A 20,526-nucleotide genomic window follows, 5' to 3' on the forward strand; every position below is an offset into this window, starting at 1 on the left:
CATGGAACATATTACGGTAGTTAAAGTAGGGGGGAAAGTTGTAGAGGATCGTGATTCTCTACAGAAACTGCTGGAAGGATTTTGTGCCATCAAGGGGCATAAACTGCTTGTTCATGGTGGGGGAAGACTGGCTACGACCATTGGCGATCAGCTTGGAATAGAAAGTAAATACATCAACGGTCGCCGTATTACTGACGAAGAAACATTGAAGGTCGTTACCATGGTATATGGCGGGCTGGTGAATAAAAGCATTGTTGCAAGTCTGCAGGCTTTGGGATGTAACGCTATTGGACTTACCGGTGCCGATATGAATGTGATTGAAGCCCATAAGCGTCCGGTAAAAGATATTGATTACGGCTATGCAGGTGATATAGATAAAGTAAATGCAGGGTTATTAGCCGATCTGATCCATAAAGATGTGGTTCCTGTGATGGCTCCCCTGACACATGACCTGAACGGAGGCATGCTGAATACAAATGCAGATACCATTGCTTCGGAAGTAGCACGGACTCTGACGGAGTTTTATGACGTTTCGCTGGTATATTGTTTTGAAAAGAAAGGTGTGCTTCTGGATGAAAATGATGATGAAAGTGTCATCGGTGAACTGACAAGAGAACTCTATAAAAGATATGTGGATGAAGGCCGTATTTCCGGCGGTATGATTCCTAAGCTGGATAATGCATATGCTTCTATTGATAAGGGTGTAAAGAAAGTCATCATCACCCGTTCTGATTTGATACATAAAAATTCCGGTACAACAATACTGTAATTTATGAATGCGGAAAAAGCCATCGAGATCTTAAAAAAACTGATTTCCATTCAGTCTTTCAGCCGAAATGAAAAAGAGGCAGCTGATTGCCTGCAGAAAGAGATTGAAGATCTGGGATATATAGTGGACCGGCAGGATAATAATCTTGTGGTAAGAGCGCATCACTGGAATGATACGAAACCTGTTCTGCTGTTTAATTCACACATTGATACGGTAAAACCTTCGGATAAGTGGGAGAGAGATCCGTTTACTCCACAGGTGGAGGACGGGAAATTGTATGGTTTGGGATCCAATGACGCAGGCGCAAGTGTCGTTTCATTACTGGCTTCATTCATGATCCTGGATCAAAAGGAGCAGCCCTATAATTTAATTTATGTGGCATCGGTTGAGGAGGAAATTTCAGGATTAAACGGTATTGCCAGCCTGATAGAATACCTGCCACAAGTAGCCTTTGCTGTAGTAGGTGAACCGACCCAAATGCACATGGCTACTGCAGAAAAAGGACTGATGGTGCTTGACTGCACGGCGATGGGGAAATCGGGGCATGCTGCAAGAAACGAAGGAATTAATGCAATTTACGAGGCAATACCTGATATTCAATGGTTCAAAACCCATAAGTTTGATCGCGAGTCTGAATTTTTGGGAGAAGTGAAAATGACAGTGACACAAATAGAAGCCGGACGTCAACATAATGTGGTGCCTGATAAATGTACATTTGTGGTGGATATAAGGTCCAACGAACTTTACAACAACGAAGAGCTGCATGAGATTATTCAGAGCCACGTAAAGTGTGAGGTCGTTCCACGGTCGTACAGGTTGAATTCTTCTGCAACCCCGATGGATCATCCGGTTGTTTTGAAGGGACAAAAAATGGGACGTGAAACCTATGGAAGTCCAACAACATCGGATCAGGCCGTATTGCCATTTTTTTCGGTAAAAATGGGCCCCGGAGATTCTGCCCGTTCGCACACTGCTGATGAGTATATTGTTCTTAACGAGATTCGTGAAGGGGTGAATATCTACTGTGAATTATTCGATGGGTTAGCTATTTGTTGATAATTTAACTGAGCTGGATACAAAAAAGCACGTTTTTCTCTTTATTTTAGGCTAAACTTATGCTAACATGTCATCTGATAGCTTCCGGGATTCTCAGGACAAAAACGTAGTTGCGGCATCTGAAAAATATGATCTGTTTTCTGTATTGCAGGATGAATTAATTTCCGGAACAGACAGCGGGTTTTCAGAAGCATTGTCCTCTTTTATGGATGTTTTGCCCAATGCCTTATTAATTACTGATTTAAAAGGAGAGATAGTTTATTCCAATTCAGGTTTATCAAATATGTTATTGCGTATTGGTCCTGACGTTCGAAGAACACAACAAATTATCAGAGAGGAGCTTAAAGTTTTACACAGAAATACACCTGATGTTCAGGGTAGTTACACCAAGCAGATTGAAACGGTTAACGGACTATTGGTTTTTGAAATTCTTGTTTCCGGATTAAAAGGATCAACGGGAAACATTAAAGGCTATATTTATTCATTTTCGGACATAACAGCTCAGTATCTCAGCGATAAAGAGCTTAAAAGGAAGCATCATCAACTGATTGAATCACAACGCATATCTCATGTTGGTAGCTGGGAATATAATTTTGAGACAGACAGTTTTTTATGCTCCCAGGAATTTATCAATATTATTGGTATTGATTTTGAACCGGATTTAAATATCAAAAGATTGCTTGTGTCAGTCTTCGATAGACAGAAAAGATTGGAGGTCATTAATAAATATAAGCGCATAATACAGAGTGATCTTGATCTTTACACCCACGATATTACATTCAGAAATCAGTGGGGAAAGTTAATTATTCTATCTGATACGGGAAAAATTCTGCGGGATAAGGAAGGGAATGCAATACGTATTTATGCTACGACACAGGATGTGTCTGAAACACGGATGATTAACGAAGAATTGCGGAGAAGCAAGGAGAAAATCACGAGTCTTTTAAAGGCATTACCCGACAGGGTTTTGGTTATTAACAGGCAGAGTGTGTTTACGGAATATTATGATAACCTTCCCGTTTTGTCTCAAGATGCATCTGTAAATTATCGCGGATATCATATGACTGATGTGTTTAACCCGGAAACCTCTGAATTATTTCTGAATGCCTTGGATGAGACACTTAAGACAAAACAGCAGTGCAGTTTTGAATATAACGAAGGAGAGGGGCTTTTCGAAAGGTGGTATGAGGTGCGTACATCGTTATGTAATGATGATGAAGTTGTTTTTCTCGTGAGAGAGATTACTCAAAGACGAAGATCCACACAGGAACTGATAAAAGCCAAACAAAAGGCTGAAGAGAGCGATAAGCTGAAATCTTCCTTTCTTGCTAACATGAGCCATGAAATTCGTACACCTTTGAATGCCATGATGGGGTTTTCGAATCTGCTCGCTACGGAACAACTGAGTGAGTCAGAAAAAAAGAAATATGCTTCCATAATTAATAAGAACGGTGATCAGCTGACCTCATTTCTCACCGATTTGCTTGATTTCTCGCGCATCGATAGTGGACAAATGAAGATTTATAAGGAGCAGATCCATTTAAATGATGAGCTTGATAAATTGTATAACCAGTTTTCAGTTCAGGTAAAAGATTACGGGAAAACAGATTTGCAGCTTAAGCTGGTTACTCCTTTAAATGATGAGGAAGCAGTGATAATAACAGATCCCACGCGGTTTTCACAGGTGTTCTCCAATCTCCTGACGAATGCCCTGAAGTTTACGGAAAAAGGATTTATTGAGCTTGGATACCTGAAACCTCAAAACAGTAAGATAAGATTTTATGTTAAGGATACAGGGAAGGGTATCCGTAAAGAGGAGCAGGAGTATATTTTTAAACGCTTCAGGCAATCTGCCTCCAATGATGTAAAAAAGCATGGTGGCACAGGTCTGGGGTTAGCCATATGCCAAAGCCTTGTGGACCTGATGGGAGGTCGCATTTGGGTAGAATCGAGTGAAGGCAACGGTGCAACATTCTGGTTTACACTGCCATATTAATCCCTTGTTCAATCCGATAAAAAAGGTATACCTTGTACCGGTAATAAGTCAATAGTGAATGCATGTTGATTTCTGTTGTTATTCCGGCATATAACGAAGCTGATTTTCTGGAGGAAACCATCCTGAATATTCAGGATAGGCTTAATAAGCTTTTACCTGGAAAAGGCTTATGGGAAATTATTGTTTGTAATAATAATTCAACGGATCATACAGGTGAAGTCGCAAAGCGTCTTGGTATCCAGGTCGTTTTTGAATCGGTCAATCAGATTTCAAGAGCGAGAAATACCGGAGCGCATTCAGCCAAAGGGGAGTGGATTTTGTTTTTGGATGCGGACACGCATCCCGGAATGGAACTAATGAAAGATGTGCTTGACATCATCCGAAGTGGACGTTATATTGGTTGCGGTGCCACGCTGCAAATTACGGGCGGAACAAAATTCAATAAAATGAGGTTGGAACGGGTCAACCCGATTATACGCTATTTAAAACTTGCCGCTGGTTCATTTTTACTGTGTCGCAGAGATCTGTTTGAACAAACCGGAGGATTCAACGAAGATCTATTTGCCCTGGAAGAGATTGATTTTGTATTTCGATTAAAACGTATCGGCAGGAGGGTGAATAAGAAATTCGGGGTGATTTATAACCATCCGGTGGCGACATCCGGACGGAAAGATGAGTTGACTGTCTCGTCAATGTTCAGACTGTTCTTTTCTAATTTCATGGCAATTTTGTTATTTATTCTACATTTTATTCTGCCATCAAAACTAAACAGGTCTTTGGGTGCCAGGCTGTTGGGATACTGGTATAAAAAACAGAACTGAGTCTATCATTTCTCTACATAATGTTTAAAATTATTTAGTATGGCCTGCCAGCCCTCCCGCTGCAATTCAATTGGATTGCTCTGCTCAGCTTCAAATGTTTCAATGATAGTGGTCCTGTCTTTATGTGCCCTGAATTCAACGATAACCTTTCTGTCATCATCAATGGTATAGCTGATCAGTTTATTCGGGACAACCTCCGTATATGTACCACTGAAATCGAACCCGGAACTTTTATCCCTGGCTTCCATCCGGTAAACAAACCTGCCTCCTTTCTTCAGATCATTTTTTGCCTTGGGCGTATGCCAGTCATTACTGGCATTATTCCATTGTTTAATATCTTCCGGAGACGTCCAGCTTTTCCATGCCTCTTCAACCGGTACAAGAATTTCTGCCTGTACCGCTATCGTAGTTCCATCCATAATCTGTTTAATTTATTTTTTTTCAGCGCAGTTAAACATCCAGAGTACACCAAATTTATCGACACATGTTCCGAAGTAATCGCCCCAAAACATTTCCTGTAATGGCTGGGTGACTTTTCCCCCTTCAGAAAGGGATACAAAAAGTTTGTCGGTTTCAACCCTTGTGTCCGGTTCAAGATTGATATTTATATTGTTTCCTTTATGTATGTTGAAGCCAAAAGTTTCCGGTGCATCTGCGCCCATCAGTTTGAAACCGTTTAAAATTGGAAGGGAAACATGCATGACCAGATTTGCTTCTTTTTCAGGAAGTGGAGGCATGTTTTCTGAAGGAGGAACATCTTTGAATCTCATAATTCCATCACCCTCGAATTCTGCCCCGAAAACCCGTTTATAAAAATTAAAGGCTTCTTCAGTCTGATCCTTAAAATTCAGATATAAACTTACGCTTGCCATAGTATACGATTTTGTTATTTAGATCCAAAACAAATAGATTGCGTGTTTTGTTTGGTTCCTGCTTCAACAAAAACGTGAATTTTAAGGATTTAACAATTGCCGGGCCTAAAATTTAACAGGGACTATTTTGGCAAAATCACTCCATGAATCGGAGTTGACCGAGTCAGTATAATTAACATTGTAATAGATGTCCTGTTTCATATCCCGGTAGTCCTCTTCGGAAATGTTATGCTCATCGATCACAAAAAATTCGAAGGCTTCATTTTCGGTGAATTCAATGGTAAGGTCGGATTTGATATCTTCCAGGGTTTTATCGAATAATTTGCGATCCCGCTTTTTAATAAATGCAAGGGGCCGGTTGATGGTCACATGAATATCAGATTGTTTCGAAAATTGTTTAAGCCGGTAACTGTCACCGTTCTTCTCGAAATAGATCGATGCTTTGAACATATTTTCGGTGTATCCAACGCCTAATAACTGAATTGACTTTCCTGTTTTATCGGGGGCATATTCATAATCTGCCCTGAGCAAGGCATAGGTGTCGGATGTAATGTACATGCGTCCTTTGTATAATCCTCTGTTTTTGGGTGTAAAGCTTATGATATATACATATTCATCGTTAATGATGGTGCCACCCTCCAGCTTAAATTTATACCTGCCCGGTTCGTACAAGAACTGCCAGAGATCTTTATCCGAGAAACCTGTATAGCTCAGATTAAAATTAATATTCTTAAGTAGCAATACGAGCGGCTCCCTGCCCAGGGAATCATTAAGTATGGTTTTTTTTACAGTGTCTCTCGGAACCGATTTTCGGTCATCTTTCAGTTCAATTCCGATTATACCCGTTCTCATTTTCCAGTATTCGTTGGTATCCACATCCAGAAAGGAGAGATTTGTGATGGAGTCTGCCACAAGATTTAGAGCATTCATATCAGGATTTAATCGCAAAGCGTCTGTAGATTTCAGTTTCGTTTTCAACGTATCTTTTTTGTCTGCCGTTGTATAATAAGTTCCGATAAAATCGGTGTAGGATATGAATTTCCGGTTCATCATCGTATTGATGTTTTTTGCAATTTGTTTTATCGGTTCTGCTGTTCTCTTTCTCAGATCAATATCAAAATCGTTAAAGTCGGTTACCGATCGATGACGTACGAAAACCTCACGTTTCGAAGTTAAAGTTGTGTAATTTTTTGCTTTGTTTGCCAGAACTTTTTCCACTATGGCACGGGGATCAAATTTGTCAGGAAATACCGTAACCTCACTAATATTAAACGTGTTGCTCTCAAGATAAACATCAGGATTTTGAAGCAGCACACGGTAAGGAATGAGCTGGTTTTTGTACCCGATGTGCCTCAGGCAGATGGTGTCATCAGGCTCCGCATTTAGTTCTGCCGGTGAATACCTGCCCTGTTCGTTACTGATTATGCCATCATAGGTTCTCACCACAAAAATATTGACATAGGGCAGAGGCTCTTTTGTTTTGACATCAGATACGGTTCCCTGACGATACAAATTATTCGTGATCTCTGTGTTGTTTTGGGATGAAATGACTTGACAGCTGCAAATAAAGATCAAAAGAAACAAAATGGTTTTCATATACGGCATAGATAATCTGATGAACTGGAATTATTACTTTCTTTAAAAAACGGCTTTAAGGTAATTTAGTTACTTTAGAAATGTGCTGTTGTTGTTTGTTTGAACTCTTTAAAATATATAATCCATCCGGATATTCAGACAGATCAATTTGTGATGTGTTGCAAAAAGTACCTAGTTTTTCCCCGTTTACATTGTAAAGCATCGTCACAGAATTCTGCGAGTTGTTCGACGAAATGTTAATAACGCCGTTGGTTGGATTTGGATAAACCCGGAACTCATTTGTGGCGTCGATCTCATTTTTACTCAACGATGACGTGCAATCCTTAAAATTGATCACCTTGTCCCATAAATCGGATTTTTCGGACCGTACACCGCACTGACTGCCATTTGGTGTGGCTTTAATCTCAAGATAACAATCTTCAGACGCAGCATATTCCGGCCAGGTTGTAAGACCGTTTGTATTCGGGTTTCCGGTTCGTGCAAAATTGGTCCAGTATTGCAATATGTTGTTTTGAACACTGTCATCCTGCGGTTTAAATAAGAAGCCGCTACCCAGCGTTGCATTTTCCCAGTTATTGAACACGTAGAACAGTTCCATTCCATGGTAGGAACCCAAAGATGCAAGTTGAGGGACAGAGTGAGTGTATGTAAAAAAGTAGCGCCACACCGGTTCAGTCTGGTTCAGTTCGATGCATTGTGCTGTTCTTCGCACTGCAGAGGTGAACTGTGCATCTGTCAGGATTTGAACATATGCGTTTCTGGCCTCGTCCTGCGTTGATCCGGGCGGATAAAGCAACAGGGCTTCCGGCCTGAGAATTGCAGGAAGGTAAAGCGATACCAGGGCATTTACCATGGAAGGATAGACCACCAGTGGCGCACTCAGGCTCATTTCATCAGCATTTGACCCGATGATTAACGGCATATGGTTGAACTGGCCTGACTGTATGATGTTTTCAGGATTATCTGTAAATAGCACATCATCAGTTACAGGACGCCAGTTTTGCTGTACGATACCGCCGTTGATAGGGATACTCAGTGTTTCAGACAGGCTGTCCGCGGGAATTTTTCGCATGTCGGCTATTTTTTCTTCATCTGTGCCGGTGTTAACAAAGTTGTCAACCAGTTCTATACCCTTCAGTTTTGCTTGGGCATAATCATCCAAACCAGGTATGGCACTTTGTATGATGGCTTTGTGAAAAAGTCCTCTGGCTTCTTCCGTAAGGATCAGGTTTCCTGTATTTACACCGCCGGCACTTTCACCAAACAGGGTTACATTTGTTGGGTCACCACCGAAGGCTGCAATGTTGTTTTGTATCCAGTGCAGGGCCAGAATCTGATCCAGTACACCATAATTCCCGGAGATACCTGCCGTATTTTCAGCTTCCAGTCCTGGATGAACCATATAACCAAGAATGCCCAGACGATACTGGATGGTTACCACTACCACGTCACCACGTTCACACAGGTTTTTACCGTCGTACAGTTTTGTTCCACCTGTTTCCTGACCGGTTGAGCCCTGCTGGTTACCGCCGCCATGAATGAACACCATCACCGGAAGTCCGCCGCTAAGGTCAGGACTCCAGACATTAAGATAAAGGCAGTCTTCATCTCCCATGATAGTAGCAGTAGTATCACCCTGTTCAAAGTTTTTCTGCGGGCAAGCCGGGGGATAATTCATGGCTTGCAAAGTATCGGTATGATTGTCAGGAGGAACAGGGGCCCGCCAGCGTAGTTCATCAACAGGAGGTGAGGCAAACGGAATGCCCCGAAATTCAAATACATTGCCGCTTTTATTGCCCGACACCGGTCCATATGCCGTTGTCACAACCTGCGACCTGAGGCAGTTGCTATTAACAAATAAGATGAGAATGAAGAATGTAATGCTTTTTAACTGCATAAAATCTGATCCTTTTAATCTTTCGTATAACGAAATTCACCACCTCCCTGTTTTAGTACCATGGACTTATTTTCCGGATCAAACTCCATGACTATGCCGGCCTGATCGAAGTGAAACACATTGGGTGCAGTTTGCTCCAGCGGAAAGGATGACTGTCCGGTTGCCTGTGCCTTTAGTGTATTTCCTTCGGTAAAAATCTTTATCTTCAGGGCAATCTGAGTGCTGGAGTATTCTCCGGAATATTTTTGCAGATCTGCTTCGCTTGTTTCAATTGCATTGAATTCGGGAATATCGTAAGGTATGTTGTAATAGCTGTTCAGTACGTCAATCATGATGGAATTCATATTGTAATTCATGCCGTTCGACGTCATGGCTACACTCACTTTATCCTGAGTAATATAGCCGAGATTTGAGCGAAAACCATCAATGCCACCGTTATGCCCATATGCTTTTTTGTCGTGAAAGCCGTATTCAAACATGCCCATCCCATAATTGTCTTTCATGGTTTTCATCTGATCCAGGCTTTCCTGTGATATAATCTTCCCATTAAAGAGTGCGGTAATAAAACGACACAGATCCGATGGTGTGGAAACGAGGGCGCCGGCTCCTACAGGTATGGACATATCTGTTTCGGGTGCTTTTACCCAACCCTGATCATAATGGTAGGAATAACTGTCCCCATTTTTAGGGTCAGCCGGACCACCATACGCGGTGTGCTTCAATCCCAGTGGTTTTATAATATATGTTTCAACCAGTTCTTTATACGGTTTTTTATATGTTTTTTCCAGGATAAAGGTTAGCAATACATAGTTTGAATTACTGTATTCTGCTTTGCTGCCCGGTTCAAAGTCGCTTTTAAAACCGGATATCAAATCGATCAGTTGCTTTTCCGTCCGCGGTTCTGTTTCCCAGTCCGTGTAATCCGGTTCACTGGTAAGGTTGTGGATGCCGCTGTGATGGTTCAGCAGATAACGAATCTTTATCTTATCGGCATTGACTACCTTAGGAAAGTATGTTATTATAGTTTGATCCAGATCCAGAATGCCTTTTTCCACGGCCTTAAATGCAAGGGCGGCGGTAAACATTTTAGAGATGGAACCAATCCGGTATTCCGTTTCAGGCGTAGCAGGTATAGAATCCGTGAGATCTGCAAACCCGACTGCTTTGGTGTAAATCAGCTTCCCATCGTACGCCACTGCAACGCTACCCATGAATTTATCATTTTGTTCCAGTGCTGTGAGCAGACTGTCCAGTTTGGCGCTGTTCATCTCCTGCGCCTGTACTATAGGACTTAACGATATAAGTAGGGTGAAAACCAGTAAGGTTCGTTTCATAATGTTTATTTTTTATTGGTAAATACGATGTCTTTTCCTTTTTTCAACGTGATCTCTCCATGCCATTCGGTGTAGAGGTATTGTTTGTTGCTGTACCTGATTCCTGACGCTGTTGTGTCCTGGTGCAGAAGCATGGTGTCACCATCATGTACCAACTCACAGGTTCCAGCCTTATTGTTGTATTTCAGAATCAGGGAATCTCCATCCAAATTATACACCGTGGTTTTTACGTCCTGCCGGACGGGTTTTGTTTCTTTAGAACCACATGCCGTAAGTATCAGGATAAGAGCAAGGATGGTTAAAAATAGTTTGGCGAAGGTTAGTATTTTATTCGTGCGCATTTTGACATGGTTTAAAATTGATCCCAATTTACGAAAAGGCATAATGGATGTCAATTAATTCTTTTTAATGATTAAAATGGGATAAGCGTTTCCTTTTTAATCTGAAACAACTAATTTTAGCATCTGTTGTCTACGCTGGCTGCGTAAACTTTTTACGGATTAAGTTGTATTAATAGTATCATGGTGCATTTACTGGAAGAAATCAGGTCGTGGCTCGACACCATATTGCTGACAGGGAAGGATTATACAATTACCATCTCCAACCTGTTGATAGCTTTGCTTATCATATTAATTACCTTACTTGCTCTGAGGTTAATTAAAAAAGGTTTCCGTAGGTATTTTAAAAAGAAAACACCACAGGAAGCATCTTCCTTCTATTCAGTGTTTCTTATTATTAAGTACTTCATTTGGGTAATCGTCATCATACTCATTCTGGATTCATTTCATGTGAAGATATCAGTTTTCCTGGCCAGTTTTGCAGCTTTACTGGTTGGTGTTGGTTTAGGTATTCAGCAGGTATTCGGAGACGTGGCGGCCGGTATCATTCTTTTGTTTGAACGCAATCTGAGAATAAACGATGTGATTCAGCTGGATGACGGAACAGTAGGAAAAGTGACAGAAATAGGTCTGAGAACATCAAAAATAAAAACCCGGGACGATATTGTCACCATTGTACCGAATTCCAAGTTTGTCAACGATAAAATCATTAACTGGAGCCACATTGATTTTAAAACCCGTTTCAATGTTGGGGTGGGAGTGGCTTATGGTTCCGATGTGGAGCTGGTGACTAAGATTCTGCTGGATTGTGCTGATCAGGTGAAGCTGATTGCAAACACACCCAAACCCTTTGTGCGTTTCGAAAATTTTGGCGACTCATCGCTGGATTTTAAAGTCTATTTCTGGGTGAGCGATTCTTTTCATGTGGAAAATGTTAAAAGTCAGATGCGTTATAATATAGACAGGGAATTCAGAGCGCATAAGATAACTATCCCATTCCCGCAACGCGATGTTCATTTTTTTAATCCGGCTGCAAATGAAAAATAAGTTACTCATTATCTTCTTTATTCTTCCCCTAATAATACTGGGGCAGAATTTTACACCGGATCAGGCTGAGGTATTAAGTAAGCCTGCCTTAAAGTGTATTCAGAAGCCTTATCCGTATAAACCCGGAAAGGTGTTGGGATCCGATGCCGATGTAGTGGAACCCAAAGTGGATCATCCGGCCTTTTACGGCTGTTTCGACTGGCATTCCTCGGTTCACGGACACTGGACCCTGGTACGCCTGCTAAAATCCTATCCGGGTTTACCGGAAGCAAAACAGATCAGAACCATGTTAGATGAGAACCTGACAGCAGAACATATTCAAAAAGAGATTGCATTTTTTGCTGATCCTAACAATAAGACATTTGAACGCACCTACGGCTGGGCATGGCTCCTGAAACTGCAGATGGAACTGCGCACCTGGAACGATCCGCAAGGGAAGCAACTGGCTGCAAATGTGCAACCCCTGGCCGATACCATCGTGAGTCAATACAACCGTTTTCTGGATAAACTGAATTATCCCATTCGTGTGGGCGAACATACCAATACAGCTTTTGGTTTGACCTTTGCCTGGGATTATGCTAACGCGTTTGGTGAAACCATATTGAAGAACAAGATTAAGGATAAGGCTCTTGAATTTTACGAAAAAGACAAAAATTGCCCCATATCCTGGGAGCCGGGCGGCTTTGATTTTCTGTCTCCCTGTTTGATTGAGGCTGACCTGATGACACGTGTAATGAATGAAGTGGATTATATGCTGTGGCTGCAACAGTTCTTACCCGGATTGGGTGATGACGTAGGCATAAAGCTAAAACCGGCTGTGGTAAGTGACCGCACAGACGGTAAACTGGTACATCTTGACGGACTGAACCTGAGTCGTGCATGGTGTCTGTTCAATATTGCACATAAACTTCCGGGAGAAGATGAGGATATTGTTGCCATGGCCAAACAGCACCTTAATGCTGCCCTGCCTCATGTGACCAGCGGCGCTTACGAAGGCGAACACTGGCTTGCTTCATTTGCCGTGTATGCAGTAATTTGTGAATAGTATTATTGTATTTAATGATAAATTCTGGTTATGCCTGAAGAAAGCAAACTGATCTACTATATTAAAAAGTGGATACACATCACCGAAAAGGAGGAAGAAGTAATTCTATCAGCATTTGAACCGGTTTTTATTAAGAAGAAGAAAGAAATTCTGGAACCGGGAGATAATTGTGATTATATATATTTCATTATTGAAGGGTGTTTAAGGTCGTATTTTGTAGATGAAAAGGGGGTTGAACATATATATCAAATCAGGTTGGATAACAGCTGGATAAGTGATCTTGAAAGTTTCTTTTCACGACGGGCATCAAAGTATTATATTGAATCATTGGAAAATACCCGGTTACTGAGGGTATCATATGAACGGCTGGAGTCACTTTACAATGAAGTGCCAGGTCTTGAAAGATACTTCAGGATTTTATTTCAAAAAGCATATGTAAATGCCTTGCAAAGGTTGAACTCTACAATGTGGGAATCTGCTGTTGACAGGTACAATGAACTGCTAAAGGAACATAAGGATATTTTTCAGAGAGTTCCGCTCGTATACATTGCTTCTTACCTTGGCATCACTCCGGAGAGCCTTAGCAGGATACGTAAAAAGCTGTGAACACCTGTTTCTCTTAACATACATCAATTTCATTTCTTACCATAGGTCAAGTGTGCGTGGCATAACTGCACGGTAACTTTGTACCATAAAATTTAAAAACAAAAAGAAATGAAAAAGGTAAACTTAATTTTAGCAGCATTAGTGCTGATAGGTACATTAGCTGCAAGTGCACAGTCAAATAAGGAACTTGCTGAAGCAAAGAAACAACTCAATGAAATTTTAGCCGGTAATAAATTAACAGAGCAGTATCTGCAAAAATTCGACACTCTGGATTTTGTAGTTTACAGTAACCAGGAATGGGAAAGGTTGCACGAAAGTCATGCACACAACATTCTGGTTTATTATCCTGACGGGAGCACGACTGTTGGTTTGGAAGATCACATCGCTGCGTTAAAACCAATGTTTGTTTTTGCTCCGGACACCAAGATTACGGTTCATCCTATTCGTTTTGGAACCGGACAATATACTGCAGTTACAGGCTATATTGAGGGAACATTTTCAAACCCCATGCCACTTCCCAATGGCGGCTCAATTCCACCAACCGGAAAATCATTCAAATTACCGATGGTTACCATTGGATTATGGAAAGACGGTGTGATGTATGAAGAGCACCTGTTTTGGGACAACCAGGCATTTATGAAACAAATAGGACTGGCAAACTGATGATAAAGACTGTTTTTAAAGAATAAAAACGGATCATCAGGTAATTTTAATAAGAAAGAAATAAAAAACAAAGTAACAAAGATGAAAATTGGAATAACAGGAGCAACAGGTCAGTTAGGGAGTCTTGTTGTAGAACAATTAAAAAAGATTGTTGGTAAAGAAAACGTAATTGCATTGGTGCGTACACCTGCTAAAGCAGAAAAACTTGGTGTGGAATCCCGTGCTTTTGATTATGAAAAAGCAAGTGAGTTGTCCGATGCGCTGGAAGATATAGATCGCTTACTTCTTATTTCAGGAAGCGAGATTGGGCAAAGAGCACGGCAGCATGACAATGTTATTAATGCGGCCCGAAAATCAGGAGTAAAATGGATCGTTTACACCAGTTTATTGCATGCAGACTCGTCTTCACTGAATCTGGCAGAGGAACATCTGCTTACAGAAAAAACGTTGAAAAATTCAGGTATTGCTTATACTATACTACGCAATGGCTGGTATACGGAGAATTATACCGGATCTGTACAGGGTGCCTTAAATGCAGGAAGCTTTGTAGGAAGTGCCGGTGACGGTAAGATATCATCCGCAAGCAGGGCTGATTTTGCAGAGGCGGCGGCTGTGGTTATCTCTGATGAAAAACATAAAGGGCTGGTTTATGAACTTGCCGGTGATGAAGCATATACATTGGAGGAACTGGCAGCCGAAATTATGAGGCAGTCAGGGAAAACAATTCCTTATACCAACCTGCCGGAAAAAGAATATGCACAGATTCTCAAAAATGTTGGCTTACCGGAATTTTTTGCCGCAGCAATAGCCGGATGGGATACCAGTGCATCCAAAGGCGATTTATTTGACGATTCAAAACAGCTTTCAAAACTTATAGGCAGACCGACTGAATCCCTTGCGAATGCAGTGAATGCTGTATTATAATTAACAGAAAAGCCTGGTTATTTTGCCTGCAATATTATGTTGCAGGCAAAACCAGAAGCTTGATTTAAAGAGCGGTATAATGAAAAGCACTATATATAATATGACGGAAGGCAGACTCTCACCGGATGCAAAAACATTTCTGATGATGGAAAATGAAGTCCTGCGATTTCAAATTTTTCAGAATAATGTACTGAATCAGGAAGTTGTTTTAAAGGCTGGTTATGAATTTATATCCGGAAAGTTTTTCAGGCAGGATATCCCAACATATGATGAAACGGATTATGCCATTAATCATATCGAGGATCAGTTGATGACACATAAATCCCGTATCCAAAACAGCAGGATATTGTATACATCAGATGAAGCACTCAAAAATGTATTCAGAAAAAATGACCTTAATGAGAATTTGTACTCTCGCGAAAGTATTGAAAAACTATTTAGTAGTTATGCCCGCGTAATCATGGGTGCGCCTGTTTCGGAGCTAAAAGCAGGCATCGCACAAAAAGATTATGCAATTGTTCTGGTATTGCGGGAAATAATGCACCACTTAGACTTTGAATATTTAAACTTTTCGAATTAACATGCAGTATATTAATATTATAGTATGTTTGACTAAATTGTCTGTTGACGCTTCTTAATCCCTTATTCTATTGTTCCTCTAGTAATAATGAACACCCGCTGTCAAAAAGCGGTTATATGTTAACTGACAGCTAATTAAAGCAATTGAATTTCACATAAATAAATGGCAGGTTACGACAGGTATTATAAGACTGAGGAATTGTTTGGAGAACCTTATCCTGAGTTGTTGGCATTTTTCAGGCAATATGAACCCAAAGGTACGGTGATTGACCTGGGATGCGGACAGGGCAGGGATGCTATTCATCTGGCCGCACTGGGATACAGGGTCACCGGAATGGATGCTTCCAAAGTCGGGATTGACCAGTTGAATGCAGTGGCTGAAAAAGAAAAGTTAAACGCAAGGGGAGTAGTCGGTGATATTTATAAGTTTGAGAACTACGGGGATTTTGATATCGTTCTGCTTGATTCCATGTTCCATTTTGATAAACGTGATAAACGGAAGGAGACGGACCTGATTTTGAGAATCGCTCAACGAATAAAACCCCGGGGTGTGATCTGCTTTTGCATTCAGGATACTGGCAAAAAAGTTAGCATTCTCAAGGATACACTGAATAGTGCTGGGGCTGAATTTGAGGTGTTAAATGATTCTTCGATGGTTTATAAATATGAGGATAAGCAAAGTGGACATACATCAGAAACGAACTATTGTATGTATATCGTGCGAAAATGTTAAGCACAGTGGTTTTTCGGTAGGTACGTTGTAGCGGCATGGGTAATACAGATCTGACAATTTAATTATGGTAATTCTAAAATCATGACATTATGGGAATAGCAGCAGGTATAATGATCATTTTAATCAGCATTGCACACAACGTGTATGGTGAAAAGAAACAGGTTCCCGAACTTAAAAAGATAACCAGTAATCCTGTCATGATTGGTTCTTTACGCATTATGATCTTCCAGGGAGGGCTGTTGTTACTGGCCGTCGGAATCATTCAGGTACTGGTTTCGGCGGGAACCATTCACCTGCCAGGCATATCTGCCTATTTCCCGGTAGGAATTGTGCTCATCAACTTCATCACCAGTCTGGTCATTGCTGCGCTTATTCACAGTGAAGTTTTTAAAGTCACTCTGCCGCAGTTTGTGTTTTTTGCCGTCATCATTGTGCTGCAGATTCTGTCTCTATCCTGAACCGTATCATTGTGTTCTTCGTGGTTTTTCATAGTGTTACTTTATGGTTTATTTTTACCACACAGGGCACGAAGGAGGCACAAAGTTCACGGAGAATATCTGTTGAACAGATGAATATTAGGTTTTGTCTTTATTTGATAATTCATGTTGTATAGTAGAAACAAAAAACTGACAGAACCAAATACATTAACTTATAGCTTGGTTGAGACGTTGATTCAACTTGTTTTCTCTTTGTGTCCCCTGTGAATTCCCTTTGTGTTGCTTTGTGGTTTAGTTATTACAAAGGATAGTATACTGTAGCCTGAATTTTCAATGCTGCAGATACGTTCCATATTTTGATGACGATCCTTGAGGCCGGATCCCTATATAAGCTGACTAAATTCGTTTAATACTTTATTGACGTTTTGTAACCGAGATCTTAAATACGCCTTTACCCTGACGAACTATATAAACGCCGGTTGGTAAACTGATATAGGACAACCTACCATGCGCAACCCTAATTCCGGACAAATTGTACACCTCAGACACAGCGTTATAATCTATGCCGGCTGTAATAGATACATTTCCGATACCGGTAGAGGTTCCGTTTTTCACTTTGATGTTGTCTATGCCTACGGTTCCTGTACCACGACCGGCAAGAATCCAGAGTCCCATAAGGATTCCATTCCCGTTTACCGCAGTTGTACCGTTATAGATGGAGTTCCCTGTTGAACGGTTGATGATAGTGACATCAACCGTCTTCGCAGTAACATCAACTTTACCACTTATGGTGATCCAGGTTCCGGATGCGATTGAGAGGGCAGACGACGCTGAACCGTTGACATACCATATGCTACCATTGCTACCGTTATAAGTCGGTGTTACAAGACGGAATATAAAACCTGAATTTGTCGTACTATTGTTTGAATTGTTATTGTCTGTACTTATTAAAGCGACTTCACTCACTGAACGATCGATTACATTGCCGGGCGTCAGCTGTACATCAAACGAAAAATTATAGCTTGTAAGACCACTAACACCGCTGAATGTATTCAAGGCACTGCGATTACCCGTACCGCCGTTAGTGTTTAATTCTATATAGTTGCTCTCAAGCGATAAGTCGTATAAGCTGGAGATAGAGCCATTAGGAGTAATCCAAGAAGATGCCAGACCTGCGTAGTCATAATCTTCGTAGAAAACATAATCAGACAAATCGACTGGTTCATAAGTTGACAGGTCGAGGTCGGCTGCATAGCCCAGGACGATATTCTTTACATCGTAATCGAAAATCAGTTTTTGGTTGCGATAGTAGCTTATGACAGCTGATACGATCTCGGCAGGAGTTGTTCCTGATCCATAGCTTGGCGTTACAGAAGCCGGGAATGTGAGCATCAACACTCCGTCTTTATAATAGGCAATGGTCTCGTCAGTATTATACGATACTGTCACATAGCAACTGGTATTCAGAAAAATCCTCCAGGCCGTCGACGAAGAATACCCTGCAGATATGGCTGCAGATGATAAGGTAGCTTTAGCTTCGTAGAAATCTGCACTGTTGTAGCGTAATACAGACAGAAACAAACTGTATATGTTGTCAGTAGAATGAGCTATTAATTCCCAGTCGCTTGTAATGTTATCCAGGTAAAAACTCAGCGACATGCCTGTCTGGGAGTTGATACGGCTGCTTGGTGCTGCTGCATTGTATTCTCCGATATCAGCGTACGATTCCAGTATAGCTCCTTCTTCTATGGGAAGGATGTCAGCTATGTTATTGGCTGATAACTGAATGGGTGATGTTCTGGTATAAACGTAATTGCCGCATGTTATGGTCAGTGTCAGAACCGTTGATGTATTGGATGTCAGATCCTTCACTACACCTTCTGAACTTATCAATGTGGTATCCCATTTCCATGCATACGTAGCTCCGTAGTAGCCTTCGGTAGGTAAGGAAATTTGTGAGCCACTGTAAGCCTCCGAGGGAACAGTACCATTCATATTCATTACATTGTAAGCGACAGTTGCATCTTCGGGAAACGGCTTTCCTTCTCCCGCCATCTTATAACCCCATATTGAGATATCGTTGCCGACAGCGGTGAAACACAGGGTGCTGTAATCCAGTCCTTCCATTTTTTGGGTCAGTAGCACACCCTGAAATGTCACATTGTTGATGCTTATAGTAATATACGGACCATCTGATGCCTGTGACCATGAGCCGGTATAGGCTCCTGTAACGGAACCGTCTGAATTCAGTTTAATCTCTTTCTCTGTTACACATTCCAGGTTGGCATAATCGGTGCCGGAACCGTGATAAAGTATGCTGTAGCTTCCTGCCACATCATTTGCAGAATAAGGTTCTGTTGCCAGGGTTTCACCGGCATACTCGAACGGTGCTGCAGTGATGTATCCGTTTTTAGTCTGGAAGAGTTGATGTACACGTACCTGATGGCCTTCTGTTCCATTGTCGAAGCGGGTGTGATAAACAAGATAGCTTTTTCCGTTTTCATCTGTAAACGCTGAATTATGGCCTTGAGCAGTGTAGCCGTCATCCATCCAGCCCCACTTATAATAGGACATCAGGCGCAGTCCTACCTGTCCGTTAACTTTTCCAACACCGGTGTTCGTTGATGAGTAGCGGGCATCCTGTCCGGTCATATCAACATAAGGTCCTGTAGCCTGATCCGAAGCAAAAACACGCATGTTGTAACCTCCTGCAGCGGTAAGGCCACCGTTGGACATAAACAGGTAGTAGGTATCGTTGATATACTGTATATATGAACCTTCACCGGACACATGATTGCCTCCTGCTACTTTGATACCCTGGTATTCATCAGATACGGCATTGGCGGCAGTCCCGTCGTTGGTGGTGTAGGTGTATGCATAATCGCGTAAACCGGTCTCAGCATCCAGACGCAGCATATATATTCCCCCGAACCATGACCCGTAAGACATCCACAGATTGCCGTCTTCATCGTAAAATACGCAGGGATCAATGGCATTTACGCCATAAGTGTGGTTCCCGTTTCGAACGATGTTATAACGCGAAGGAAATCCCTCTGACGGGTTGATCACATCATAAAAATCTGTTTCAGCGGCCTCGCTCTGGTTTGTAAAACCTGAATATACCACCGGGCCTACATAGGTCCAGTTACCATCGAGGGTGGTTGCAGTCAGTAAAACGATGGAACTGTACCAATTCTCCCCGTTGATACTCATATACATGCACCACTTCTGCATATCCTTGTTCCAGATAACATCGGGTGCCCACATGTTACCACTCACATTGTAGCTGTCGCTTCCTTTGGCAGACCAGGCAGCCGGTGCGGCAAACATAGTTGTATACGAATTGTTAATATTGTTTCTGAATGTACTCCAGTTTTTCAAATCTGTAGAATTAGCCCAGGCTCTGTGTGAACCAAAAATATAATACACCTCGGAGGCATCTGCTGAATATTCCCCGGAAATCGTGCTTCCAGTTTTATAGCCAACAACAACCGAAGGGTCATGTACGGACACATAATGGTACGATCCAGCGTTAAAGTAGGTGTTGTATAATGTTGTAATTTCGCTGATTGTAAGCGTATCGGCAGCAGTTGCTTTCACACATAAAAAGATGAGTACTGTAACCAGTACAGAAGTTGTCAGCTTTTTTATTCTCATTAGTCCTTAATTTGAAGCAGATTCTACATTTTTAATAAGTCATTAAAAATATACAAATATTCAATAAGGATACCTTTTATCATCTAAATTATTGCTTCTCCCGGTTTAGCTGCCGTGTTTTAAAACAACATAAAATAAGAGGATAATAGCTCCCAA

General features: G+C 41.4%; 19 protein-coding genes. 12 read left to right on the forward strand and 7 right to left on the reverse strand.

The window, feature by feature from the left end; translation table 11 throughout:
* The first annotated feature begins 1 nt into the window (after position 1).
* The 4 genes from argB to ACE01N_RS12575 all read left to right on the forward strand — a co-directional run bounded on the left by argB (position 2) and on the right by ACE01N_RS12575 (position 4,642).
* On the forward strand, positions 2–769 hold the full coding sequence (argB, locus tag ACE01N_RS12560; protein ID WP_380589355.1) for an acetylglutamate kinase: 768 nt from the start codon (positions 2–4) through the stop codon (positions 767–769).
* A 3-nt stretch (positions 770–772) separates the two neighbouring features.
* Positions 773–1,825, forward strand: a complete 1,053-nt coding sequence (locus tag ACE01N_RS12565; RefSeq protein ID WP_380589358.1) for a M20 family metallo-hydrolase — start codon at positions 773–775, stop codon at positions 1,823–1,825.
* Positions 1,826–1,892: 67 nt separating this feature from the next.
* Positions 1,893–3,821, forward strand: a complete 1,929-nt coding sequence (locus ACE01N_RS12570; RefSeq protein WP_380589361.1) for a sensor histidine kinase — start codon at positions 1,893–1,895, stop codon at positions 3,819–3,821.
* A 62-nt stretch (positions 3,822–3,883) separates the two neighbouring features.
* Positions 3,884–4,642 carry a glycosyltransferase gene (locus ACE01N_RS12575; protein ID WP_380589364.1) on the forward strand — a complete coding sequence of 253 codons (759 nt, stop codon included), beginning with the start codon at positions 3,884–3,886 and terminating at the stop codon, positions 4,640–4,642.
* Between the two features lie 5 nt (positions 4,643–4,647).
* On the opposite strand, the gene ACE01N_RS12580 is transcribed toward ACE01N_RS12575, so the two are convergent.
* The 6 genes from ACE01N_RS12580 to ACE01N_RS12605 all read right to left on the reverse strand — a co-directional run bounded on the left by ACE01N_RS12580 (position 4,648) and on the right by ACE01N_RS12605 (position 10,682).
* Positions 4,648–5,061 carry an SRPBCC family protein gene (locus ACE01N_RS12580; RefSeq protein WP_380589367.1) on the reverse strand — a complete coding sequence of 138 codons (414 nt, stop codon included), beginning with the start codon at positions 5,059–5,061 and terminating at the stop codon, positions 4,648–4,650.
* Positions 5,062–5,073: 12 nt separating this feature from the next.
* Positions 5,074–5,514 (reverse strand): VOC family protein, encoded by a 441-nt coding sequence (locus ACE01N_RS12585; RefSeq protein WP_375728116.1) that lies wholly within the window; start codon positions 5,512–5,514, stop codon positions 5,074–5,076.
* A 105-nt stretch (positions 5,515–5,619) separates the two neighbouring features.
* The gene (locus ACE01N_RS12590) at positions 5,620–7,110 is read right to left on the reverse strand and encodes a carboxypeptidase-like regulatory domain-containing protein (RefSeq protein ID WP_380589370.1); all 1,491 of its coding nucleotides are present in this window, start codon (positions 7,108–7,110) and stop codon (positions 5,620–5,622) included.
* A 55-nt stretch (positions 7,111–7,165) separates the two neighbouring features.
* Positions 7,166–9,007, reverse strand: a complete 1,842-nt coding sequence (locus ACE01N_RS12595; RefSeq protein ID WP_380589373.1) for a carboxylesterase family protein — start codon at positions 9,005–9,007, stop codon at positions 7,166–7,168.
* Positions 9,008–9,021: 14 nt separating this feature from the next.
* Positions 9,022–10,341 carry a serine hydrolase domain-containing protein gene (locus ACE01N_RS12600; protein ID WP_380589376.1) on the reverse strand — a complete coding sequence of 440 codons (1,320 nt, stop codon included), beginning with the start codon at positions 10,339–10,341 and terminating at the stop codon, positions 9,022–9,024.
* Positions 10,342–10,346: 5 nt separating this feature from the next.
* Positions 10,347–10,682, reverse strand: a complete 336-nt coding sequence (locus tag ACE01N_RS12605; RefSeq protein WP_380589379.1) for an MliC family protein — start codon at positions 10,680–10,682, stop codon at positions 10,347–10,349.
* Between the two features lie 180 nt (positions 10,683–10,862).
* On the opposite strand from ACE01N_RS12605, the gene ACE01N_RS12610 reads away from it, so the two are divergent.
* The 8 genes from ACE01N_RS12610 to ACE01N_RS12645 all read left to right on the forward strand — a co-directional run bounded on the left by ACE01N_RS12610 (position 10,863) and on the right by ACE01N_RS12645 (position 16,734).
* Positions 10,863–11,726 carry a mechanosensitive ion channel family protein gene (locus tag ACE01N_RS12610; protein WP_380589382.1) on the forward strand — a complete coding sequence of 288 codons (864 nt, stop codon included), beginning with the start codon at positions 10,863–10,865 and terminating at the stop codon, positions 11,724–11,726.
* Positions 11,716–12,771: a DUF2891 domain-containing protein gene (locus tag ACE01N_RS12615; RefSeq protein WP_380589385.1), complete on the forward strand. Its 1,056-nt coding sequence runs from the start codon at positions 11,716–11,718 to the stop codon at positions 12,769–12,771. The genes ACE01N_RS12610 and ACE01N_RS12615 overlap by 11 nt, the downstream gene beginning before the upstream one ends.
* Positions 12,772–12,801: 30 nt before the next feature.
* Complete coding sequence (locus ACE01N_RS12620; protein WP_375728123.1) at positions 12,802–13,377, forward strand: Crp/Fnr family transcriptional regulator; 576 nt, start codon at positions 12,802–12,804, stop codon at positions 13,375–13,377.
* A 108-nt stretch (positions 13,378–13,485) separates the two neighbouring features.
* Positions 13,486–14,040, forward strand: coding sequence for an ester cyclase (locus tag ACE01N_RS12625; RefSeq protein WP_375728124.1), 555 nt, complete (start codon positions 13,486–13,488; stop codon positions 14,038–14,040).
* Between the two features lie 81 nt (positions 14,041–14,121).
* The gene (locus tag ACE01N_RS12630) at positions 14,122–14,964 is read left to right on the forward strand and encodes an SDR family oxidoreductase (RefSeq protein ID WP_380589390.1); all 843 of its coding nucleotides are present in this window, start codon (positions 14,122–14,124) and stop codon (positions 14,962–14,964) included.
* A 79-nt stretch (positions 14,965–15,043) separates the two neighbouring features.
* The gene (locus tag ACE01N_RS12635; protein ID WP_380589393.1) at positions 15,044–15,544 is read left to right on the forward strand and encodes a hypothetical protein; all 501 of its coding nucleotides are present in this window, start codon (positions 15,044–15,046) and stop codon (positions 15,542–15,544) included.
* Positions 15,545–15,706: 162 nt separating this feature from the next.
* A complete protein-coding gene (locus ACE01N_RS12640; protein ID WP_380589396.1) occupies positions 15,707–16,276 on the forward strand; it encodes a class I SAM-dependent methyltransferase in 570 nt (189 codons plus the stop codon).
* A gap of 89 nt (positions 16,277–16,365) precedes the next feature.
* The gene (locus ACE01N_RS12645) at positions 16,366–16,734 is read left to right on the forward strand and encodes a hypothetical protein (RefSeq protein ID WP_380589398.1); all 369 of its coding nucleotides are present in this window, start codon (positions 16,366–16,368) and stop codon (positions 16,732–16,734) included.
* Between the two features lie 393 nt (positions 16,735–17,127).
* Here ACE01N_RS12645 and ACE01N_RS12650 read toward each other — a convergent pair whose 3' ends face one another.
* A complete protein-coding gene (locus ACE01N_RS12650; RefSeq protein WP_380589402.1) occupies positions 17,128–20,370 on the reverse strand; it encodes a family 43 glycosylhydrolase in 3,243 nt (1,080 codons plus the stop codon).
* Between the last annotated feature and the right edge of the window lie 156 nt (positions 20,371–20,526).

The organism is Quyinboa ferrireducens, assembly GCF_042436675.1.
Classification (GTDB): domain Bacteria; phylum Bacteroidota; class Bacteroidia; order Bacteroidales; family UBA5342; genus JBHJHP01.

Coding starts and splice junctions, on each gene's coding strand:
- argB (WP_380589355.1), top strand. CDS start 2: ATGGAACATATTACGGTAGTTAAAGTAGGGGGGAAAGTTGTAGAGGAT.
- ACE01N_RS12565 (WP_380589358.1), top strand. CDS start 773: ATGAATGCGGAAAAAGCCATCGAGATCTTAAAAAAACTGATTTCCATT.
- ACE01N_RS12570 (WP_380589361.1), top strand. CDS start 1,893: ATGTCATCTGATAGCTTCCGGGATTCTCAGGACAAAAACGTAGTTGCG.
- ACE01N_RS12575 (WP_380589364.1), top strand. CDS start 3,884: ATGTTGATTTCTGTTGTTATTCCGGCATATAACGAAGCTGATTTTCTG.
- ACE01N_RS12580 (WP_380589367.1), bottom strand. CDS start 5,061: ATGGATGGAACTACGATAGCGGTACAGGCAGAAATTCTTGTACCGGTT.
- ACE01N_RS12585 (WP_375728116.1), bottom strand. CDS start 5,514: ATGGCAAGCGTAAGTTTATATCTGAATTTTAAGGATCAGACTGAAGAA.
- ACE01N_RS12590 (WP_380589370.1), bottom strand. CDS start 7,110: ATGAAAACCATTTTGTTTCTTTTGATCTTTATTTGCAGCTGTCAAGTC.
- ACE01N_RS12595 (WP_380589373.1), bottom strand. CDS start 9,007: ATGCAGTTAAAAAGCATTACATTCTTCATTCTCATCTTATTTGTTAAT.
- ACE01N_RS12600 (WP_380589376.1), bottom strand. CDS start 10,341: ATGAAACGAACCTTACTGGTTTTCACCCTACTTATATCGTTAAGTCCT.
- ACE01N_RS12605 (WP_380589379.1), bottom strand. CDS start 10,682: ATGCGCACGAATAAAATACTAACCTTCGCCAAACTATTTTTAACCATC.
- ACE01N_RS12610 (WP_380589382.1), top strand. CDS start 10,863: ATGGTGCATTTACTGGAAGAAATCAGGTCGTGGCTCGACACCATATTG.
- ACE01N_RS12615 (WP_380589385.1), top strand. CDS start 11,716: ATGAAAAATAAGTTACTCATTATCTTCTTTATTCTTCCCCTAATAATA.
- ACE01N_RS12620 (WP_375728123.1), top strand. CDS start 12,802: ATGCCTGAAGAAAGCAAACTGATCTACTATATTAAAAAGTGGATACAC.
- ACE01N_RS12625 (WP_375728124.1), top strand. CDS start 13,486: ATGAAAAAGGTAAACTTAATTTTAGCAGCATTAGTGCTGATAGGTACA.
- ACE01N_RS12630 (WP_380589390.1), top strand. CDS start 14,122: ATGAAAATTGGAATAACAGGAGCAACAGGTCAGTTAGGGAGTCTTGTT.
- ACE01N_RS12635 (WP_380589393.1), top strand. CDS start 15,044: ATGAAAAGCACTATATATAATATGACGGAAGGCAGACTCTCACCGGAT.
- ACE01N_RS12640 (WP_380589396.1), top strand. CDS start 15,707: ATGGCAGGTTACGACAGGTATTATAAGACTGAGGAATTGTTTGGAGAA.
- ACE01N_RS12645 (WP_380589398.1), top strand. CDS start 16,366: ATGGGAATAGCAGCAGGTATAATGATCATTTTAATCAGCATTGCACAC.
- ACE01N_RS12650 (WP_380589402.1), bottom strand. CDS start 20,370: ATGAGAATAAAAAAGCTGACAACTTCTGTACTGGTTACAGTACTCATC.